The organism is Pseudomonas sp. NPDC088890 (assembly GCF_044900155.1).
Classification (GTDB): domain Bacteria; phylum Pseudomonadota; class Gammaproteobacteria; order Pseudomonadales; family Pseudomonadaceae; genus Aquipseudomonas; species Aquipseudomonas urmiensis.
Genome location: NZ_JBJDNG010000002.1, coordinates 594,062 through 611,776, shown reverse-complemented (window position 1 = coordinate 611,776; position 17,715 = coordinate 594,062). Strand labels below are relative to the sequence as shown.

General features: G+C 58.9%; 17 protein-coding genes and 4 pseudogenes. 10 read left to right on the top strand and 11 right to left on the bottom strand.

All coding sequences use genetic code 11. From position 1 onward, the window contains the following. The 4 genes and pseudogenes from ACI2JX_RS07685 to ACI2JX_RS07670 all read left to right on the top strand — a co-directional run. Positions 1-150, top strand: a pseudogene (locus tag ACI2JX_RS07685) (His-Xaa-Ser system radical SAM maturase HxsC); the annotation flags it as partial. Beyond that, a complete protein-coding gene (hxsA, locus tag ACI2JX_RS07680; protein ID WP_404689810.1) occupies positions 147-755 on the top strand; it encodes a His-Xaa-Ser repeat protein HxsA in 609 nt (202 codons plus the stop codon). The pseudogene ACI2JX_RS07685 and the gene hxsA, both read left to right, overlap by 4 nt. A 530-nt stretch (positions 756-1,285) precedes the next feature. Then, positions 1,286-1,603: a type II toxin-antitoxin system PrlF family antitoxin gene (locus tag ACI2JX_RS07675; protein ID WP_404689809.1), complete on the top strand. Its 318-nt coding sequence runs from the start codon at positions 1,286-1,288 to the stop codon at positions 1,601-1,603. Further along, positions 1,600-2,064 carry a type II toxin-antitoxin system YhaV family toxin gene (locus ACI2JX_RS07670; RefSeq protein ID WP_404689808.1) on the top strand — a complete coding sequence of 155 codons (465 nt, stop codon included), beginning with the start codon at positions 1,600-1,602 and terminating at the stop codon, positions 2,062-2,064. The genes ACI2JX_RS07675 and ACI2JX_RS07670 overlap by 4 nt, the downstream gene beginning before the upstream one ends. Positions 2,065-2,136: 72 nt before the next feature. Here ACI2JX_RS07670 and ACI2JX_RS07665 read toward each other — a convergent pair whose 3' ends face one another. Then, positions 2,137-2,688: a YdeI/OmpD-associated family protein gene (locus ACI2JX_RS07665; protein ID WP_404689807.1), complete on the bottom strand. Its 552-nt coding sequence runs from the start codon at positions 2,686-2,688 to the stop codon at positions 2,137-2,139. Positions 2,689-2,710: 22 nt separating this feature from the next. After that, entirely contained in the window at positions 2,711-3,844 is a 1,134-nt protein-coding gene (locus tag ACI2JX_RS07660) for an alanine--glyoxylate aminotransferase family protein (RefSeq protein WP_404689806.1), read from the bottom strand. Positions 3,845-4,226: 382 nt separating this feature from the next. Here ACI2JX_RS07660 and ACI2JX_RS07655 point away from each other — a divergent pair, with 382 nt between their 5' ends. Next, positions 4,227-4,700: an OsmC family protein gene (locus tag ACI2JX_RS07655; protein ID WP_404689805.1), complete on the top strand. Its 474-nt coding sequence runs from the start codon at positions 4,227-4,229 to the stop codon at positions 4,698-4,700. A 303-nt stretch (positions 4,701-5,003) separates the two neighbouring features. Here the strand turns inward: ACI2JX_RS07655 and ACI2JX_RS07650 are convergent, their stop codons facing one another. Beyond that, entirely contained in the window at positions 5,004-6,572 is a 1,569-nt protein-coding gene (locus ACI2JX_RS07650; protein ID WP_404689804.1) for a phospholipase D family protein, read from the bottom strand. A gap of 506 nt (positions 6,573-7,078) precedes the next feature. Here ACI2JX_RS07650 and ACI2JX_RS07645 point away from each other — a divergent pair. Continuing rightward, positions 7,079-7,357 (top strand): annotated as a pseudogene (locus tag ACI2JX_RS07645) (NAD(P)H-dependent oxidoreductase); the annotation flags it as partial. A 68-nt stretch (positions 7,358-7,425) separates the two neighbouring features. Here ACI2JX_RS07645 and ACI2JX_RS07640 read toward each other — a convergent pair. Continuing rightward, positions 7,426-8,199 carry an alpha/beta hydrolase gene (locus tag ACI2JX_RS07640; protein ID WP_404689803.1) on the bottom strand — a complete coding sequence of 258 codons (774 nt, stop codon included), beginning with the start codon at positions 8,197-8,199 and terminating at the stop codon, positions 7,426-7,428. A gap of 89 nt (positions 8,200-8,288) precedes the next feature. On the opposite strand from ACI2JX_RS07640, the gene ACI2JX_RS07635 reads away from it, so the two are divergent. After that, complete coding sequence (locus tag ACI2JX_RS07635) at positions 8,289-9,728, top strand: HD domain-containing phosphohydrolase (protein ID WP_404689802.1); 1,440 nt, start codon at positions 8,289-8,291, stop codon at positions 9,726-9,728. Positions 9,729-9,759: 31 nt separating this feature from the next. Here ACI2JX_RS07635 and ACI2JX_RS07630 read toward each other — a convergent pair whose 3' ends face one another. Continuing rightward, positions 9,760-10,674 (bottom strand): LysR family transcriptional regulator, encoded by a 915-nt coding sequence (locus tag ACI2JX_RS07630; RefSeq protein WP_404689801.1) that lies wholly within the window; start codon positions 10,672-10,674, stop codon positions 9,760-9,762. Positions 10,675-10,791: 117 nt separating this feature from the next. Between ACI2JX_RS07630 and ACI2JX_RS07625 the strand changes: the two genes are divergently transcribed. Continuing rightward, positions 10,792-11,121 (top strand): nuclear transport factor 2 family protein, encoded by a 330-nt coding sequence (locus ACI2JX_RS07625; protein ID WP_368971448.1) that lies wholly within the window; start codon positions 10,792-10,794, stop codon positions 11,119-11,121. Continuing rightward, positions 11,118-11,891 (top strand): SDR family oxidoreductase, encoded by a 774-nt coding sequence (locus ACI2JX_RS07620; protein WP_404689800.1) that lies wholly within the window; start codon positions 11,118-11,120, stop codon positions 11,889-11,891. The genes ACI2JX_RS07625 and ACI2JX_RS07620 overlap by 4 nt, the downstream gene beginning before the upstream one ends. Before the next feature lie 132 nt (positions 11,892-12,023). On the opposite strand, the gene ACI2JX_RS07615 is transcribed toward ACI2JX_RS07620, so the two are convergent. The 4 genes and pseudogenes from ACI2JX_RS07615 to ACI2JX_RS07600 all read right to left on the bottom strand — a co-directional run bounded on the left by ACI2JX_RS07615 (position 12,024) and on the right by ACI2JX_RS07600 (position 14,432). Next, complete coding sequence (locus ACI2JX_RS07615) at positions 12,024-12,545, bottom strand: AAA family ATPase (protein ID WP_264234576.1); 522 nt, start codon at positions 12,543-12,545, stop codon at positions 12,024-12,026. A gap of 266 nt (positions 12,546-12,811) precedes the next feature. Then, positions 12,812-12,982, bottom strand: a pseudogene (locus ACI2JX_RS07610) (helix-turn-helix domain-containing protein); the annotation flags it as partial. A gap of 157 nt (positions 12,983-13,139) precedes the next feature. Beyond that, positions 13,140-14,156: an alpha/beta hydrolase fold domain-containing protein gene (locus ACI2JX_RS07605; protein ID WP_404689799.1), complete on the bottom strand. Its 1,017-nt coding sequence runs from the start codon at positions 14,154-14,156 to the stop codon at positions 13,140-13,142. Positions 14,157-14,186: 30 nt separating this feature from the next. Further along, positions 14,187-14,432 (bottom strand): DUF2790 domain-containing protein, encoded by a 246-nt coding sequence (locus tag ACI2JX_RS07600; RefSeq protein ID WP_404689798.1) that lies wholly within the window; start codon positions 14,430-14,432, stop codon positions 14,187-14,189. A gap of 771 nt (positions 14,433-15,203) precedes the next feature. Between ACI2JX_RS07600 and ACI2JX_RS07595 the strand changes: the two genes are divergently transcribed. Next, a complete protein-coding gene (locus ACI2JX_RS07595) occupies positions 15,204-15,767 on the top strand; it encodes an isochorismatase family protein (protein ID WP_404689797.1) in 564 nt (187 codons plus the stop codon). On the opposite strand, the pseudogene tnpC reads toward ACI2JX_RS07595, so the two are convergent. After that, positions 15,762-16,424: pseudogene (tnpC, locus tag ACI2JX_RS07590) on the bottom strand (IS66 family transposase); the annotation flags it as partial. The gene ACI2JX_RS07595 and the pseudogene tnpC sit on opposite strands and share 6 nt — an antisense overlap. Further along, a complete protein-coding gene (gene fabF / locus ACI2JX_RS07585; protein WP_404689796.1) occupies positions 16,366-17,694 on the bottom strand; it encodes a beta-ketoacyl-ACP synthase II in 1,329 nt (442 codons plus the stop codon). The gene fabF and the pseudogene tnpC, both read right to left, overlap by 59 nt. Positions 17,695-17,715: the final 21 nt, after the last annotated feature.

Here is a 17,715-nt window from a genome sequence, read left to right as displayed (position 1 = left end):
AAGAACCTCTTCATCGATACCTGCCAGCAATGCGCTGCCGTCAAACATTGCTCTGGCTTCTTCAAATCCCACACCAACCGCTGGCAGAGCCGCGGCGTACAACCACTTTCGACCGAGGCCTTTAGCGCCTATGCAAGGAGTGCACAGTGAAATTGCTCGACCGCTGGAAAGTCCTGATCAGTGGGATCAGCCTGCTGCCAATGGCAAGTACCACCCTGGCACAGGTGGGCCCTATGTCGCTCGCCGATGCAAACTGGCAACCCAACGACAAGCTACAGCCCCCGGTATTTGCCGATACGCTCAATGCGCCAGACACCGTCAACATCTATGCAGCACATCGCTCGCACAGTTCGCACCGATCCCACAGTTCGCACAGTTCTCACTACAGCGGGTCGGGTGGCTATAGCGCACCTCGCTACTACAGCCCACCCGCTACCAGTACGCGCAGCTACAGCGCGCCGAGTACTTCGAGCAGTACCTCAAACAGCAATAGCCTTTATCGGTCGTCTGGCACTACCAGCGGGACAAGTTCGAGCACGGCCAAAAGCCGCGCGACCCGAGAGCAGAAAAACAACCTGGTCACCCGCGTGCAGACCGCACTGATGGTGCGCCAGTATTACCAAGGCGCCATTGATGGGGTGATGGGTAAGGCGACACGTGGTGCGTTGATGGCCTTTCAGATGGACAGTGGGCTAACCGTGAATGGCCGGATGGATACGCCATCGCTGAATGCGTTGGGGATCAAGATTCCATAAGTCGCTTGAGGTCAAAGCTAGTGTGGCGCCTCAGAATTAGTTTTCATTATTTTTCTCGCCGCACGCTCAACTTTGGTCAGCTTTTTAGACGTAAAGGCCTCTCAGGTTCGTAGTTTTGCCTTCAAATATATCTTCGTACGTCAGTTCGACGGCGAGCGTCGCGCTTTGGTGGACAGCTGGTGGGGCGCGCCGACGCCCTTGTGCTCTAAGTAGTCGGCCTCAAGGCTGGGTGGCAGCTTGGGTGACAAACCAACGCCCAAAAAGTCGTACCCCACTGCGACCTGTCTTTTGGTCAAAGGTGCAAAGCGCCGGAAAGCGACCACGCTCACATCATAGAGTTGATGCCGCGACTAGGCCGAGCGCACCCACCGATATCAATACGCCATTCCGGCATATCGCCGCCGACGTGGTATGGCAGACGTAGCCCTTCTTCTCTTCAGTGTCAGCCTCTGGTTCCTTGACCAGAAACCGAGGTTGACCGCGTAAGGATTATTCCTTACCATCTAACCAAAGCATCCGGGAGAACTCTCATGCCTGCCATCCACGAAATCGCTACGCTAACCTCAAAGGGTCAGGTCACCCTACCTAAGGCTGTTCGCCAACTATTAGGCCTACATACCGGTGCTAAGGTCGCGTTCGACGTACGCGGGAGTGAGGTCGTGGTCAGCCGTGTCGAGGCCGACCACGAAGACCCTGCCATCAGCGCGTTCCTTGACCTGCTAGAGGCTGATATTCGCAGCGGGCGAAACATCACCGCACTTCCAGACGACCTGGCGCAGACTATGCTCGCAAACGCAAGCCACCCTGTGAATCTGGACGAAGAGATTGACGGCGAGGTCGCGCTTTGACACAACACCACGGCTGGACGCTGCTGTTCCATGAAGGTTTGACTGTACAGCTACGCAAACTGCAAGAAGCCGCTAACCGGGCTCAGCAAAACGACCCGCAAGGTTTTGAAAGCAACGCCAACGTCAAGCTATTCCGGGCATTGAGCCACCTGATCATGGAGTCTGTACCAACCGACCCGGCCCGTGACGAATTTCGCCAGGGCAATACGCTGGGTACCGTCTACCGCCATTGGCGGCGGGCGAAAATCGGCGGGCGCTTTCGCCTGTTCTTTCGCTACGACTCAAGGTCCAAGGTTATCGTCTATGCATGGGTCAACGACGAAAACACCCTACGGTCTGCAGGCAGCAAATCCGATCCCTACGCCGTATTCGAGAAGATGTTGGGCCGCGGCCACCCTCCTGATGACTGGGATGCGCTGATTGCAGCTGCGCGTAGCGACTGGCGCGAGTCCAAGCCATAAGCTGCGCGCCTTAGTGAGGGGGAACACCTACTACTGCGCCTCCTCGAGGCGTCCACTTTTGCCGGGCCTGAGTTAATTGTCTGCCTCCGGCGCACGGAAGGCTTTACTGTAATAGCCGGACGGGTCGAAACAGCAAACCTGTTTCTTGCCGGTTGCAAGCATATCGCAGGCATCACCCATTCGCTTTTCGCGTGTCTTGAGTTGCTTCGCTGAAGTAATCCAGTGGATCCAGTCTACGCGCGCGATGGTCGTTGTGTTGTTCCAACCTTTGCGAGCCTCAGGCCAGGCTGCCAGTGCTTGCTCAAAATCTGCCGGAATATCAGGCTCGGGTTCCTTCTTCACAGGGGTTAACTCGAGGGTAACGATATCTCCAACGGCCACACCTGCGGCGTCGAGTAACTCGCGCCCTACCTTCAGCCAATGGCTCAGCTGACCATCGGGCTCAAGGGTTGCGCGGAAAGGGTGCCCATTGATTGTGCCTTCGGCTGTCGTCCTTCCACGCCTCGGGAACCGTTCACTCGCGTCTCTTGGAAGGACTGCGAAGGCCCACGACGTATCATCACCGGGCTTTGCCGGACGAAGAAGCTTTGCTTTGAATCGAGACTTCACAGCGTTCGTCGTCATTGCAAGTCCTCCAACTGCGCGTCTAGTTAACCATCACCTCGTCCAGTGCTTGCTCAAGGATGTCGACTGTGCGATCGATGTTGTGCAGCTTTTCGAGCCCGAACAGACCGATGCGGAAGGTCTGGAAGTCGGCCGGCTCGTCACATTGCAACGGCACACCGGCGGCGATCTGCAGGCTGTGGTCGGCAAACTTCTTACCGCTCTTGATATCGGCATCATCGGTGTAGCTCACCACTACGCCAGGGGCCTGAAAGCCGACTGCTGCCACGCTCTTGATACCTTTGCCGGCCATCATTGCGCGCACCCGATCACCCAGGGCCTGCTGTTCGTCGCGGACCTTGTCGAAACCGTAGGTTTGCATCTCCTTCATCACTTCGTTAAATCGCGCGAGAGAATCGCTGGGCATGGTCGCATGGTAAGCATGTCCACCCTGTTCATAAGCCTGCATAATCTGAAGCCACTTTTTCAGGTCGCAGGCGAAGCTGCTGCTTTGCGTCTGCCCGATGCGCTCGAGTGCCAAAGCGCTGAGCATCACCAGGGCGCAGCAAGGAGAGGCGCTCCAGCCCTTCTGCGGTGCGCTGATCAGCAGGTCGACCGCGCATTTGTGCATATCAACCCAAAGCGCGCCTGAGGCGATGCAGTCCAGCACGAACAGGCCACCCTGCGCATGCACCGCGTCGCCTACCGCCCGCAGGTACTCATCGGGCAGGATGATCCCTGATGACGTTTCAACGTGGGGGGCGAAGACAATCTGCGGCTTGTGCGCCTCAATGGCTGCCAGCACTTCGTCCAGAGGGGGCGGAGCGTAGGCAGCCTGGCGCTCGGTGTCGACCGGTCGGGCTTTTAGCACCGCAGTGGCCGCCGGGATGTTGCCCATCTCAAGGATCTGGCTCCAGCGGTAACTGAACCAGCCGTTGCGTATCACCAAACATTGCTGGCCGTTGGCGAACTGGCGCGCCACCGCTTCCATGCCGAATGTGCCACTGCCGGGGACTACCGCAACCGCCTTAGCGTTGTAGACCTGCTTCAGGGTGCTGGAAATGTTCTTCATCACACCTTGAAACGACTGCGACATGTGGTTGAGCGAGCGGTCGGTGTAAACCACCGAGTACTCGACCAGTCCCTCTGGATCAATATCGGGATAGATCTTTGACATGGTGTGACTCCTTTGGCAGAGATGTCCGTGGTATCGACCCTGCCCTAAGCGATTGCAAATGACAAGATTACTTGGGTTGAGGTGCGATTTCTGTCGGCTCTGGATGCAGATGACGACATAACTCAGCCGGTACGCCGGCGATGAGGCCTTTACATCACCTGAGCACGCAAATGGTAAGGCGTGGAACCGACACGCCAGCAAGCACTGTCCAGCCAGCCATAAGGCTACCTCGCTGGCCGGGCTCATTGCTTTCGCACAACCAACGCATGCGTCAATGCAAACAAGAGAAGCTGGTTGGGAGCCACACTTAACGCGCAAGATTACAGTGCTGACGCGAGAAGAGCGGATCATCTTCTGGGCGTCTTTCAACACAGGAGTGACGATGAGAGAACACAATTATGCTGTCACCATCAATTGGATAGGCAACACCGGCGAGGGTACTGCCAGCTATACCGCTTACCAGAGAGACTTCACTGTCGCGTCGCCAGGAAAAACGCCTATCCCTGGTTCCGCCGACCCTGCTTTTCGGGGTAATCCCGAATGCTGGAACCCTGAAGACATGTTGCTGGCATCGATCTCGGCCTGCCACAAGCTCTGGTATCTTCATCTGTGCGCCGTTAACAACGTGTGCGTGCTGGAATACGTCGACCACCCGGTGGGCCGTATGATCGAAGGCGATGGCCAGCGCAAGGGCCATTTCAAGGAAGCAGAGCTGAGACCTCAGGTCGTCATTAGTAGGCAATCAGATAGAGATCTTGCAATGCGCTTGCATGACGATGCTCACCACGAATGTTTCATTGCCAACTCGGTCAACTTCCCTATCAAATGTAGGGCTGTTATCAGCTATCGAAACTAATCCCTCAAAGGCGCTAGCATCGGTATCGGCCCGGACATCTACATGTCTGCATGGGGTCGATGGCAACCACCCGCGAACGGCAACTATCGCGGCCAAAGCCCAGAACAGGAAGGCTTGATAGAGGCTGATCGGCTGCTGAGCCGTTTGCAATGGCGCTGTTCACTCACTGCGCAGGTGCTCTCAACCCTTTTCGAATTCCTCACTGGCGAAAGCCGTCAGCAGGCCATAGAAGATGCCGACGGCGACCCAGTTGATCGCTACTCGGGTCTTTCGTCCGCATCCGCATCATTTATGTTTCCCACGCTATAACATCTTTTCCAGTCCAATAGAGCTACTGAGCCACGCATTGAAGCGCCGCCACCAACTCCCCGGCTCCTTGGTCAACGTATGCTGTTTACCATTTTCTTCGGTGACCCATACTAGCTGCGAATCTTCCAACCGGACGTGATAACTGAGGGCTGGTGCCATCCCCTCCAAAGCCAGTTCACGCACCCGCCCGGCGAGCTCCGGATCGTCGACTAGCACCCCGACTTCGGTGTTCCACAGCAAAGAGCGCGAGTCGAAATTGAATGAGCCGATGAAGGCTTTCTGCTGGTCGAAAATCATCGCCTTGGTATGCAGGCTGGAGTCGGAACTGCTGGAGGATCCTTTGTGAAAGAGACGCGGCTTGCTGTCGCTATTTGCACCGGGTTGGCGGCGCAGTTCGAACAATTGCACACCATGCTCGAGCAAGGTCTTGCGATAAGGCGCGTAGGCACCATGTGCAGCAGGAACATCGTTTGCTTCCAGTGAATTGGTCAGCAAGCTGACCGACACGCCTGCGTCGGCACGACGTGTCAAATACACCGCCCCTGGTTGGCCGGGTACCATATAGGCCGAGACTAGAATCAGCTCCTTGGTGACGCCGTTAAGTTCGGGTGTCAACTGGGTGGTCAACAGTAAATACGCAGCGGGTTCGCCATCCGCCAAGACCTTGCTTGGCGCATCCCACATCGCTTTATTCCAGGCCCAAATCAACTCCCGGCGCCAGTTGTTCAAGCGTGGGTGAGAGGTATAGGTCATCAACTGTTGATAGAGTCGATGGTTTTGTTTACGCGTTTCTTCCAAGGATTTCTCCAGCCGACTGCGAAGATCTTTCAAGTCTCTGCTGGTCGGCTTGAACGCTATGAACTGCTCGATGGGCTTGCTCAGGGCGCTGTTCCAGTACTGGTCAAAACTATGTCCCAACTGTTCTGCGACCGGGCCGACGCAGAGCATGTCGATGTCAGTAAAATTTCTGTTGGGCTCGGCATCGAAGTACTCATCGCCCAAATTACGTCCTCCGACGATAGCCGCACTATTGTCTACCAACCACAATTTGTTATGCATACGCCGGTGCTGCTGCGACAGGTTGAACAGGCGGCCCATCGTACGCGTCACGACGGTACTACGACCCAACTTCAGCGGATTGAAAACACGGATCTGTATACGCGGATGACTGGCGAGTGTCGCGATGGTTTCCTCCAAGTCATCACTGCTGGTGTCATCGAGCAAAATTCTCACGCGCACTCCTCGATCGGCAGCGACGAGCAGCTCGCTCAGCAGTATTCGAGTGCTGATACCGTCGTGGACGATGTAGTACTGTAGGTCGATGCTGCTTTGAGCATTGCGAATCAGCTCGGCGCGGGCTGCGAACGCTTCAGCACTCTCGGAGAACAAGCGAAAGCCAGATTGGCCTTGATGAGGAGCAACCTGGGCCTGAATAGAACGACCGAACGCCGAGTTTTCGGCAGGCAAGGCCTGACTCGGTTCGTGAAAGACCTTAGGGGTGGTGCAGCCATCAAACAGGAACGTGAATAACAAAAGGGCAAGCAGAGATTGTTTAGTTCTCACGGTGCGTACCCCGGCTGATGGCGCTGAGGGTGTCGGATCCCGAAGAATGGGCATTCCCTTACCACCAGCACCTGGCCGTAGCGGTCGCGTGCAATGTTTCTTCGATCTGCGGTGTTGCTCTAAAAGCGTAGTTCATCCTCTGATGATTGCGGTCTTGGCCATGCGAACTAGACGACGCCGATAGCGTTAGGGAAGACTCCGCGAGCACTGCCAAAGTCTACTCAAATCGCACTGCGACTTATTTCATGCACCCACTTGATTTAGGAGGTTTCATCAAATCAGGCCTTTCAATGAAGCGTCGGAAGCGGCGAGTGATCAGTAGATATTAGAGAACAAATGCATTTTCGGAGAATTGCCTTCTCCTCAACCAGCCTGTTTGAAAATACGTAGGGTTATCCAGCTGAATTCTGCCGTCAGCACTGCAACGGCCCCAGAGCAGCCTGAGCAGTTGACTCTCCCGTTATGGTCAGGCTTTACCCTGCACGCTTCATGTTCAGGATGAAGTGATGATGAGCAAACGAGTACTAGTGGTGCTGGGGCACCCGTCAAGCGAGAGTTTCTGCGCAGCGCTGACCGAGGGTTATGTCGAGGCGGCCAGAAGTGCCGGCCATGATGTAAGGGTGCTACGGCTTGATGCTTTGAGCTTTGACCCGGTACTACGCAGCGGCTACCGGCAAGCGCAGCCACTGGTACCCGATCTGCTCAGGGCCCAGGCCGACATCACCTGGGCCGAGCACCTGGCCTTTATCTACCCCATTTGGTGGGGCGGTATCCCTGCATTGATTACACCGTCAACGGTGCGTTACAGGCGCTGCTTGAGGGCAGCCAGCTCATAGCAGTGCGCCAGCCGCGATCACCGCTCGCCAACACTGCTTACCGCCTTGAGAATCACCTTGGCCACTTCGCCAGGCTGTGACTGCTGCGGCACATGGCTGGCGCGCAGTTCGGTCAGGGTGGCGCCGATCCGCTTGGCACTGGAGCGCTGGACGTCGGGGTGGATCATGCGATCGTCAGTGGCGAGCAGGTACCAGGACGGCTTGGTCTTCCAGGCAGCGACCGTGGTCCGATCATCGAAGGCCGATGCCTTGATCGGGCCTTGGGTAGCGGTCATCACTGCGGTTTGTGCCGCCGGGAGATCCTGGGCGAAGTCCTTGGCCATGCCTTCTGCCGTCAGGTAAAGGAAACCGTTGCCGTCTGCCTTGATCTGGCTGATGCCAGGCGGGATAGGCGCACCCTTGCCCTGTTCGCCACTGAACTGGCCTGCATCAGGTGCGAAGGCGGCGACGTACACCAGGGCGCTGACTTTCTCATGGGCGCCGGCTTCGCTGATCACGGTGCCGCCCCAGGAGTGGCCGACCAGCACCACCTTGCCTGACTGGTTGTTCAGCACGCGCTGCGTGGCGGCAACGTCGTCGGCCAGCGAGGTCAGCGGGTTTTGCACCACCGTCACCGCCACCCCTTCAGCTTGCAAATACGGCACTACCTTGGCCCAGTCAGAGCCGTCGGCGAAGGCGCCGTGTACGATGACCACCGAAGGCGTTGCCTCGGCAGCCTGGCTGACACTCACCATAAGGGTGCTGGTCAGGGCGAAGGCGACGGTGACGAGTTGCGACTTGAATGCTTTCATGGGCTGAACTCCTGTGTTGGGAGTTCAAATTCTGCGGACCCACATGCTTGGCGGGTATCGGTCATTTATCCGACCCTGAGGCTTTTTTCATGGATAGCGCGCTACGATTCGACATCTCATTGAGCGGCGCACTGGGGGCTATCTCCCAGGTCGGCGACCTCAGCATGGGCCAGCCCCTTGGCCACTCCCAACGTGTTGCCCGCCTGGCGCAGATGCTAGCCCGCGCCCTGCACGGCAAAGGCGAGCATCTGGTGACAGCGCAGCAGGTCGCCTTGCTGCGCTGGTCCGGCTGCACCGCCAACGCCGATGGCTTCGCCCATCTGCTGGGCAATGATGTCGATGGCCGCCGCGCGATGCTCGACCAGAGCCTGGGCGCCGAACAGATGAACGCCGTGCATCAAGCGGCACCGCTCGCCGTGGTGCACTGCGAGGTGTCTGGCCAGATCGCGAAAACGCTCGAACTTGGCGCAGCGGTCGAAGCCGGCTTGTGCCGGATATTCGAAACCTTTGACGGAACCGGCAGGCCGCTTGGTGTGAGCCATGTGCACATTCCGGACGCGGCCTACCAAGTGGTACTGGCCGGAGACCTGGACATCCTCAGCCGCGCCCATGGCCTGGACACGGCGCTGAGCTGGATCAACGAACAGGCCGACCGCCGCTACCCCGCCGCCCTCGCCGCCTTGCTGGTGCGCAATGCCAAGGTATGGTTAACGGAACTGGAAACAACGCCCGGTGGGCTGGACGACACCCGGCTCGAACGTCCCGTGTCACTGACGCTGGTGGGTGATGTGATCGATCTGAAGTTGCCCTGGCTGGCAGGTTACTCCCGGCAGGTGGCGCAGATTGCCGTCGAGGCCGCCCGCTTGTGGGGACTGCCAGAGCCCGACCAGACGGAGATTGGCAAAGCCGCGCTGATCCATGGCCTGGGGCGGGCAGCCGTCTCCAATCAATTGTGGAACACCGCGGGGCCGCTACCCTACGGCGCCACAGAACGTATCCACCTCGTCCCTTACTGGACGCACAAGGCATCACGGCAGATCACTGAGCTGACCATCCCTGGCGAAATTGCCGCCCATGCCTACGAACGGCTCGACGGCAGCGGCTACTTTCGCGGTGCATCGGCCGATGCCCAGTGCGCCGCCTATCGCTTGCTCGCCAGCGCTGTCGCCTGGGTAGCGTTAAGAAGCGCCAGGCCCTGGCGACCCGCGCATAGCGAATCGGAGGCGGCGCGGCTGCTCAAACAGGACGCCAGCCGCGGCCTGTTTGACGCCGAAATCTGCGCAGCGGTAATCGCTGCCGCACGTGGCGAACGCCGACTGCCTCAGCCGAAAAGCACGCTGCTCACCACCCGCGAGTGCTCCATCCTCATGGAGATCAGCCGTGGCGCCAGCAACAAGGAAGTGGCGCGGCGACTGGAGATCAGCCCGAGTACCGTACGCACCCACATGGAAAGCATTTTCCGCAAGCTGGGTTGCTCCACCCGCGCGGCCGCCACCTTGAAGGGGCTGACCCTGGGCTTGATCGCCTGATAGCAGGCGCTTGGGGGCAGTCGGTGAATTATCATAGCTGGTCTTTGCTCGGCAGATTGTCGCGGGCCAGGCCAGTGAATGCCTTGAGCGCAGCGGAGGGGTTGCGCCGGTTCGGGTAGTACAGGCACAGGTTGTCTCTGGGCGGCGTCCACTCTTCCAGCACCCGCTCGAACTGTCCGGCGTCCAGTTCAGCCTGAACGTCCTGCTGCATAAAAAAGCCCAGCCCCACGCCTTCCTGCACCACCGCCTTGGCGACACTAGGCTCGTCCAGGGTGAGCTGGCCAGTCACATCAAGCCGGGTCACCTCCCCCGCGCGTTCAAAATGCCAGGGGTAGATCGCCCCATTGGGAAGGCGGATGCGCATGCACTGATGCTGGAGCAGGTCCGCCGGGCTACGCGGCCGGCCGTGCTTGGCGAAGTAGGCAGGGGAGCCGACCACGGCATAGCATTGCGGCTGGCCGAGGGGAATAACGATCATATCGCTGGGCACAAGATCCGCAGAACGTACGCCCAGATCGAAACCGTCCGCGACTATGTCCACCAGGCGGCCTTCGGTCACCAGATCGATATGCACCTTCGGGTAACGCTGCAGAAACTCCAGCACCAGCGGCAGCAACGCGGCGCGGGCGGCACTGGCGAAGGCATTGATGCGCAACACGCCTGACGGCCCGGCATTGTGCGAACGCACCGCTTCCAGCGCCGCTCGCACTTCCTGCAGAGCCGGACCGACCTGCTCCAGGTACATAGCCCCCGCCTCGGTCAGAGACACGCTGCGGGTGGTGCGATTGAACAGCCGCGTTTCGAGGCTCGCCTCCAGCTTGGCAATGGTGTTGCTCAATGCCGTGGTCGAAACATCCAGATCAATGGCTGCCTGTCGAAACGACGCCCTCCGCGCCACGGCCAGTACAGCTTCCAGCTCATTGAGAGCAAGGCGCGAATCTGCCACGTAATTGTCCTCATATTCGGGATAGGTCGTTAATGTCTATCCCAGTTGAGCAAACTATCAACTGAGCGGCAAGATCACAGTCGTAAACCCCAACCCACTGTGAGAGGAGATCAGGCCATGAACCTGCAACTGCCTGACGCCGTACAAACCTACTTCGATGTCAGCAATGGCGGCGACATCTCGCGCCTTGCCGCCTGCTTCTGGGCGCACGCCAGGGTGACCGACGAAAACCGCACGCACCAGGGCATTGCAGCCATCGAAGCCTGGCAACAGGAGGCCCGCCAGGCATTCACCTACAGCGTCGAGCCGCTGGCGGCGACGCAGAATGACGATTCGCTGAGCGTAACGGCGCGTCTGGTCGGTAACTTCCCTGGCAGCCCGCTGCAGCTGAATCATCTATTCCTCCTGCACGACGGCCAGATCCGCTCACTGGAGATTGCGCCATGAACCTTGATCTTGGCGGCAAGCAAGTGCTGGTCACCGGCGGCACCAAAGGCGTCGGCCGCGCGGTCGTCGAGCTGTTCCTCGCAGAGGGCGCCAAGGTGCTGACCTCGGCTCGGCAGGCAACCAGCGATCTGCCGGCTGAGCTGTTCGTGCAGGCTGACCTCGCGACCCCAGAAGGCTGCGAAACACTGGTAGCCGCAGCTAAGCAACGGCTGGGCAGCATAGACATCATCGTCCACGTCCTGGGTGGTTCGTCGGCACCCAGCGGCGGCTTCGCGGTGTTGGATGACGCGCAGTGGCAACGCGAGCTCGACCTGAACCTGATGCCGGCCGTGCGCCTGGATCGCGCCCTGCTCCCATCGATGCTGCAGCGCAAGAGCGGCGTGATCATCCATGTAACCTCGATTCAGAACTGCCTGCCCTTGCCCGAAGCCACTACGGCTTACGCAGCGGCCAAGGCGGCGCTGTCGACCTACAGCAAAAGCCTGTCGAAAGAAGTCTCGCCACAAGGCGTGCGTGTTGTACGGGTGTCGCCGGGCTGGATCGAGACCCAAGCGTCGGTCGCCTTGGCCGAGCGGCTGGCGCAGGAAGCCGGTACGGACTACGCAGGCGGCAAACGCATCATCATGGATGCACTCGGTGGTATTCCACTCGGCCGCCCTTCCACGCCGTCAGAAGTTGCTGACATGATTGCCTTCCTGGCATCGCCCCGTGCGGCATCCATTACGGGGAGCGAGTTTGTAATTGACGGCGGGACAGTGCCAACGGCCTAGCTGTAGTTGCTCCGCATAAACGCGTCAACCACCGGAAAGGGGACATGGAAAAGGGGACAGATTTATTTGCTGCTGGCCGTCCCCTATTAGCCGATCGCCGTCGCTTGTTTCGATAGCGCAGCCGCTCGTCGATCAATCTCGTGGGCCAATCCCCGAAAGAAACAGGTATGTATCTCGATTAGAGCGCAGGCGAACAACGCGGCATGTCGAGGGGGCCGTCGCCACCAGCTTTTGCATATTGACTCGTGCTGATTTTCTCGTCCGCCACATAAATCTTAAAAACGCTGGCAGATTCGCCAGCAGTTCGGGGCAGTTCTCCGGCAAATCGGCCCGAGAACGGCCGCGCTGGAGCAGCGTTCTTAGCAGCACGCGCCAAAATCGAAGCGGCGCCGAACGATCAATCCATATCAAAAGATCTGCCCGCGCCATCCGATTCGCCCAAGTAACGGAATGGCCGCCTTCGAATATCCAGCGATCACGAGCCTCGACCTCGGAACAAAGTCGCGTTTTCTCTTCCCGACTTCGTTCAACCCACCCTGGCTGCCAGTGGATAGTGTCTATATGAACGACAGGTAAGCCCGTGCGCAGACCAAGCTCACGCGCCAAAGTGCTTTTGCCCGACCCAGGTTGACCAATAATCATCACCCGCTGCACCGAAGCTCCTTCTCGCCATGCGCGCCATTTTTTTGGGGGGCGATTTTACGCCAACCTCCTACTCCGGCAACAGCCAGCAAGCCAAACGTTGATTGTCGTGACTGTCCGCTTCGGGTCGAAAGCAGACGATCACTACTGACCGCAATCGACCCATAGCGGACGGTCATAGCCAACAGATACCGCAGGGGTGAAGCATCTCTGGGGCTACACCAATGCACAACGCGTGTGCGAAGGTCGCGATCGTGAATGACTCTTGTCGATTTATCTCAGAGCTCTGTTCGTGATCGTAACATTTGAATGTCTTGCTTCGGCGGAGCACCGTAGTAGCGCCGATACTCCCTACTAAACTGAGATGGGCTTTCATATCCCACGCGATTTGCCGCACCTGCAGCATCCAATTGCTCGCTGAGCATCAGGCGGCGCGCCTCGTTTAGCCGGTCTCACGATGAATGCGATCCGGTGGGCCTTTCAGTTCGCCCTGGTTGACGTCCGGATCTAAGCAGTAGATCGACGGGCTATGAAAGTCGAAGGTGGCTTGTGAAGTGGGAAATACGAACGGGGCGACAATGGTCGCCCCGTTTTTGATCGCCGCTGTTACTTCAGGTGCTGCTTGATCGCCTGTGCAGCCTGGTCCATCGCACTGCGGGTCCCAGGCACTTCGCCGAGGACGTTGAGCAAGCCGAAGTCATGGATCATGCCGTTATAGCGCACTGCGGTTACTGGCACACCAGCGGCGTTCAACTTGCGGGCATAGGCTTCGCCTTCATCACGCAGCACGTCCATTTCTGCAGTTTGTACCAATGCCGGCGGCAGACCTTTCAACTGATCCAGGCTAGCCCGCAGGGGCGATGCGTGAATGTCGTCGCGCTGCTTCGGATCAGTGGTGTAGCTGTCCCAGAACCACTCCATCATGTTGCGTGTCAGGAAGTGCCCTTCAGCGAATTGGTTGTAGGAACTGTTGTTGAAGTTGGCATCAGTCACAGGCCACAGCAGCGCTTGGAAACGTAGCTTCGGAATCCCAGCCTCCTTCGCCTTGATGGCTACTACCGCGGCCATGTTGCCGCCGACGCTGTTGCCTGCCACTGCCAGGCGGCTGCCGTCGACACCAATCTCCTTGCCATGCTCAGCGACCCAGCGGGTGGCGGCGTAAGCCTGGTTGATCGCAATGGGGAATTTGGCCTCGGGCGATGGCGTGTAATCGACGTAGACCGCTGCCGCACCAGAGCCCACTACCAGGTCGTGTATCAGTCGCTCGTGGGTCGGATAGTCGCCCAACACCCAGCCACCACCATGGAAGAACATGAATACCGGCAGGTCACCCTTAGCGCCCTCCGGGCGCACTACCCGGATCTCCAGCTGCTGGCCATCGACTTGGATGGTACGGCGCTCGACCTGAATACCGGACAAGTCGACCTTCACGCCTGCCTGAGCGCCGGTCAGCACCGACCGGGCGTCTTTCGGCGACAGGGTTTCAAGCGGCTTGCCGCCGCCTGCAGCCAGAGCTTCAAGGAAGCCTTGGGTGGTGTGTTCCACGCCCGGGCTACCAGCGGCGAAGGCACTGTTTACAGCCAGAGCCAGCAGGCCGGCGGTGAGGGTACGGGACAGTTTCATGGTTTGAGCTCCTAGGGCGTGGGCAGGCGTTTAGTTCTGGTTGGCTGCAGTGTTCGGACGGATGTAACTCACCTTCTGCTCCTTGCCGTGGCTGTCACGGTAGGTCAGAGTCGCAATGCTGTTTTGGCCGCCGTTGCTGGGTGTGGCATCCACAGAGATGACCTTGTCGATATCCAAGTCCATTCCGTACTGGTACGGAGTAGCGGTCTGCGCGAAAACACCAGCATTGGCGCCGAGTGTAAGAGTGAGGATGGCGAATGTTTTGCGAATGGTCATGATCGTTCTCCAGTGTCTCGTAAGGGGTGAGCGACTGCTTGGTACTTGGGATTAATCTTGCGCGATAATATTTTGCGCGCAAAATATGTTTCCGCTATGGTCGTGATTAATTCAGTGCATCGGCCTCGGAGGATCGCCGGCCCCGACAGCCCCAGAGAAAGAAATTGGTAAATACCCCATCAACCTGACGGCCGGGGAAAGCTATCGACTGCCTGATCTGCTGCCTGGCCGTCCCTTACTCGTAGAGCACTCGCGCGTCAGGCATTGGCTCGAAGATGCTCCAAGTCTGAAGCTTGGTTGGGGTACGCCTCCGGTCAACGAGAGAGGCTGACTAGGCGCAAGAGATGGACGACCTACTTGCCTCGTGATTCACGTTAAGCAGCACCCTGCGATCTCGCTGGGACTGACAAATGCCGTCCAGCGATGTTTAAGCAGCAACCGCTCTCTAACCAGGCCCTCCCATGAGGGATGGCCCGGGACGAGTGCCCGCCCGCGCACGTCTGCGTCATCAAACCCTATCTCCCCGGAGAACTGTCTAGTCGGCCTTGGAGCTGCTCTACCCATCTAGGACGGTCTTGGGTGACGGCCCGAAGCTGTCTATCACTGGGGTTCGCTGTAAGCGTCCGCCCAACTCACCTTGCGAGAGCTGGGCCGGATCCAGCCCGTCCTTAGTGGCCTCTGTCAGCACCGGCACCCTAGCGAGACTGCGCTGCTTGTTGACTGGAAGACGTTGCAGCACACTAAGCGTCCATCGTAAGGAGACGACCCCACATGAAGGACACGCCTAGCATCCCCCTGATTATCCTCGATGTTCAGGATGCTATCGATCAGCCTGTTTGGAATGGTAAAAGCCACCCTGGCTATTTGTCCGTAATCCAACGCCTTCTGCGGCACTGGCGAACAAATGCCTGGCCTGTCCTTCATGTGAAGCATGATGAAGAGAATCCCAACTCCAGCTATCACGTTCATGGCCCCTGGAATGGGATCAAAAAAGAAGTGGCTCCGGTAGAGGGCGAGATTGTCATCATCAAGCATGAGAACTGCGCATTCATAGGAACCCAATTGGATGCCATTCTCAAAAGCATGCAAGTAAAACGCATTGTTTTGACCGGCGTTGTGGTTCATAACAGCATGGATGCCACTATTCGAGCCGGGAAAGCGCTTGGATACGAAATTATTCTTCCTGCGGATGCCACGACTGCTGTACCCGTAATCGGGCCGCAAGGAACGTGTTGGGACGCCTCAACCGTTTATGAGCTGACCTTGGCCATACTGGGCACCGAATATGCCCAAGTCATGTCATCAGATGATGTAGTCGCACAGCTCTGCCTATGAAGCAGCGGCAGGCCCCCACTGATGCGGTAGCAAGTGCCCGATTTCACTGGCTCGTTGGGTCGGCAGCCGCGTCAGAACGTCCTTGAGATAGGCATACGGATCATGCCCGTTCATGCGCGCCGACTGGATCAAACTCATGATCGCAGCCGCTCGTTTACCACTGCGCAGCGACCCGGCAAACAACCAGTTGGAGCGCCCGAGTGCCCATGGCCGTATCTGGTTCTCGACTTGGTTGTTGTCTATGGGCACAGCCCCATCGTCCAGGTAGCGCGTCAGCGCTACCCAGCGTTTCAGGCTGTAATCGAGGGCTTTGGCCGTGGCTGATCCGTTGGGCACCAGATCGCGCTGGGCCAACATCCAGTCATGCAGTGTTTTGCTGATCGGTACCGCCATTTCCTGACGTATTCGCCAACGATCTTCATCACTCACGTCTCGCGCTTGGCGTTCGACTTCGTACAAGCCGCTGATCGAGTGCAACGCCTGCTCGGCCAGCTGACTTTTGTTCGCCACATGCAGGTCGAAGAACTTGCGGCGAGCATGAGCCATGCAGCCGATCTCAGTGATGCCTTGCTCAAAACCGGCTTTGTAGCCAGCGAAATCATCGCAAACCAGCTTGCCGTTCCAGTCGCCCAGGAAGTTGCGTTGCCTCCCAGCGGCGGAACAACACACTGGCATTTACCCCGCCAAAACCGAAACCATTGGAGAGTGCATGGGTGATCGGCATTTTGCGCGCACTCAGCGCAACCAGATCTAGACCCGCCGCTGCTTCGTCCGGAGTGTTCAGGTTCAGTGTCGGCGGCACAATCTGGTCACGCAGCGCCAGCACCGTGAAGATCGCTTCGATGCCGCCGGCAGCGCCAAGCAAGTGGCCGGTGGCGGATTTGGTCGAGCTGATCGCCACGCCTGCGTCGGCGCCAAATAGCGCCTGAATAGCTGTCAGCTCACCGTTGTCGCCAACCTGGGTCGAGGTGGCGTGGGCGTTGATGTGCTGCACATCGACCGGGCTCAGGCCCGCCTGTCGCAGCGCTTGTTGCATGGCGCGCAGGGCACCGCTGCCGTCCTCGGGCCCGGCGGTGAGGTGATAGGCATCGGCGCTGGTGCCGTAGCCCACCAGTTCGGCCAGCGGCGTGGCGCCACGCGCGAGGGCGTGTTCCAGTGATTCGATCACCAGCAGCCCGGCACCTTCGGCCATCACGAAACCGTCACGGTCACGATCAAACGGGCGCGAGGCCTGCTGCGGGTTCTCGGCGAAACCGGTAGACAACGCGCGCGCCGCCGCAAAGCACCCTAGGGTCACGCGGTCGATAGCCGCTTCCGTACCGCCGCAGATGGCGATATCGGCCTCACCGCATCTGATGAGGCGAGCGGCATCGCCAATCGCCTGAACACCCGCGGCGCAGGCGGTAACCGGCGCGCCAAGCGGACCTTTGAAGCCGTTGCGAATGGACACCTGCCCCGCTGCCATGTTGGCCAGGAATGAGGGGGCGGTGAACGGCGACAGCCTGCGCGGCCCGCGTGAGTCGGTCGTACGCACGGCCTCTGCCATGGCTCCGAACCCGCCCACGCCGGACGCGATGATGGTTGCGGTTCGTGCCTTCTCGGCTTCGCTGCTCGGGTGCCAGCCTGCCTGCTCCAGCGCTTCATGAGCGGCAATCAGCGCAAACTCGATAAAGCGGTCCATCTTCTTGCGTTCTTTCGGCGCGATGATCCGTTCGGGTTGATAGCCCACCAGCGCGTCTTCTTCGAGCGTGGGCACTTGTCCTCCCACCGTCACGCCTGTGCCTTCGGTGATGTGCGCGGGCAGTGTGCGAATGCCCGAGCGCCCGGCCAGCAGGCGGCGCCACACTTCACTCACACCACAGCCCAGTGGCCCGACGATGCCAGTACCGGTTACCACAATGCGTCTGTGCTGCTGAACGTTACTCATTGGAACCTCTCTTTGTCGGTC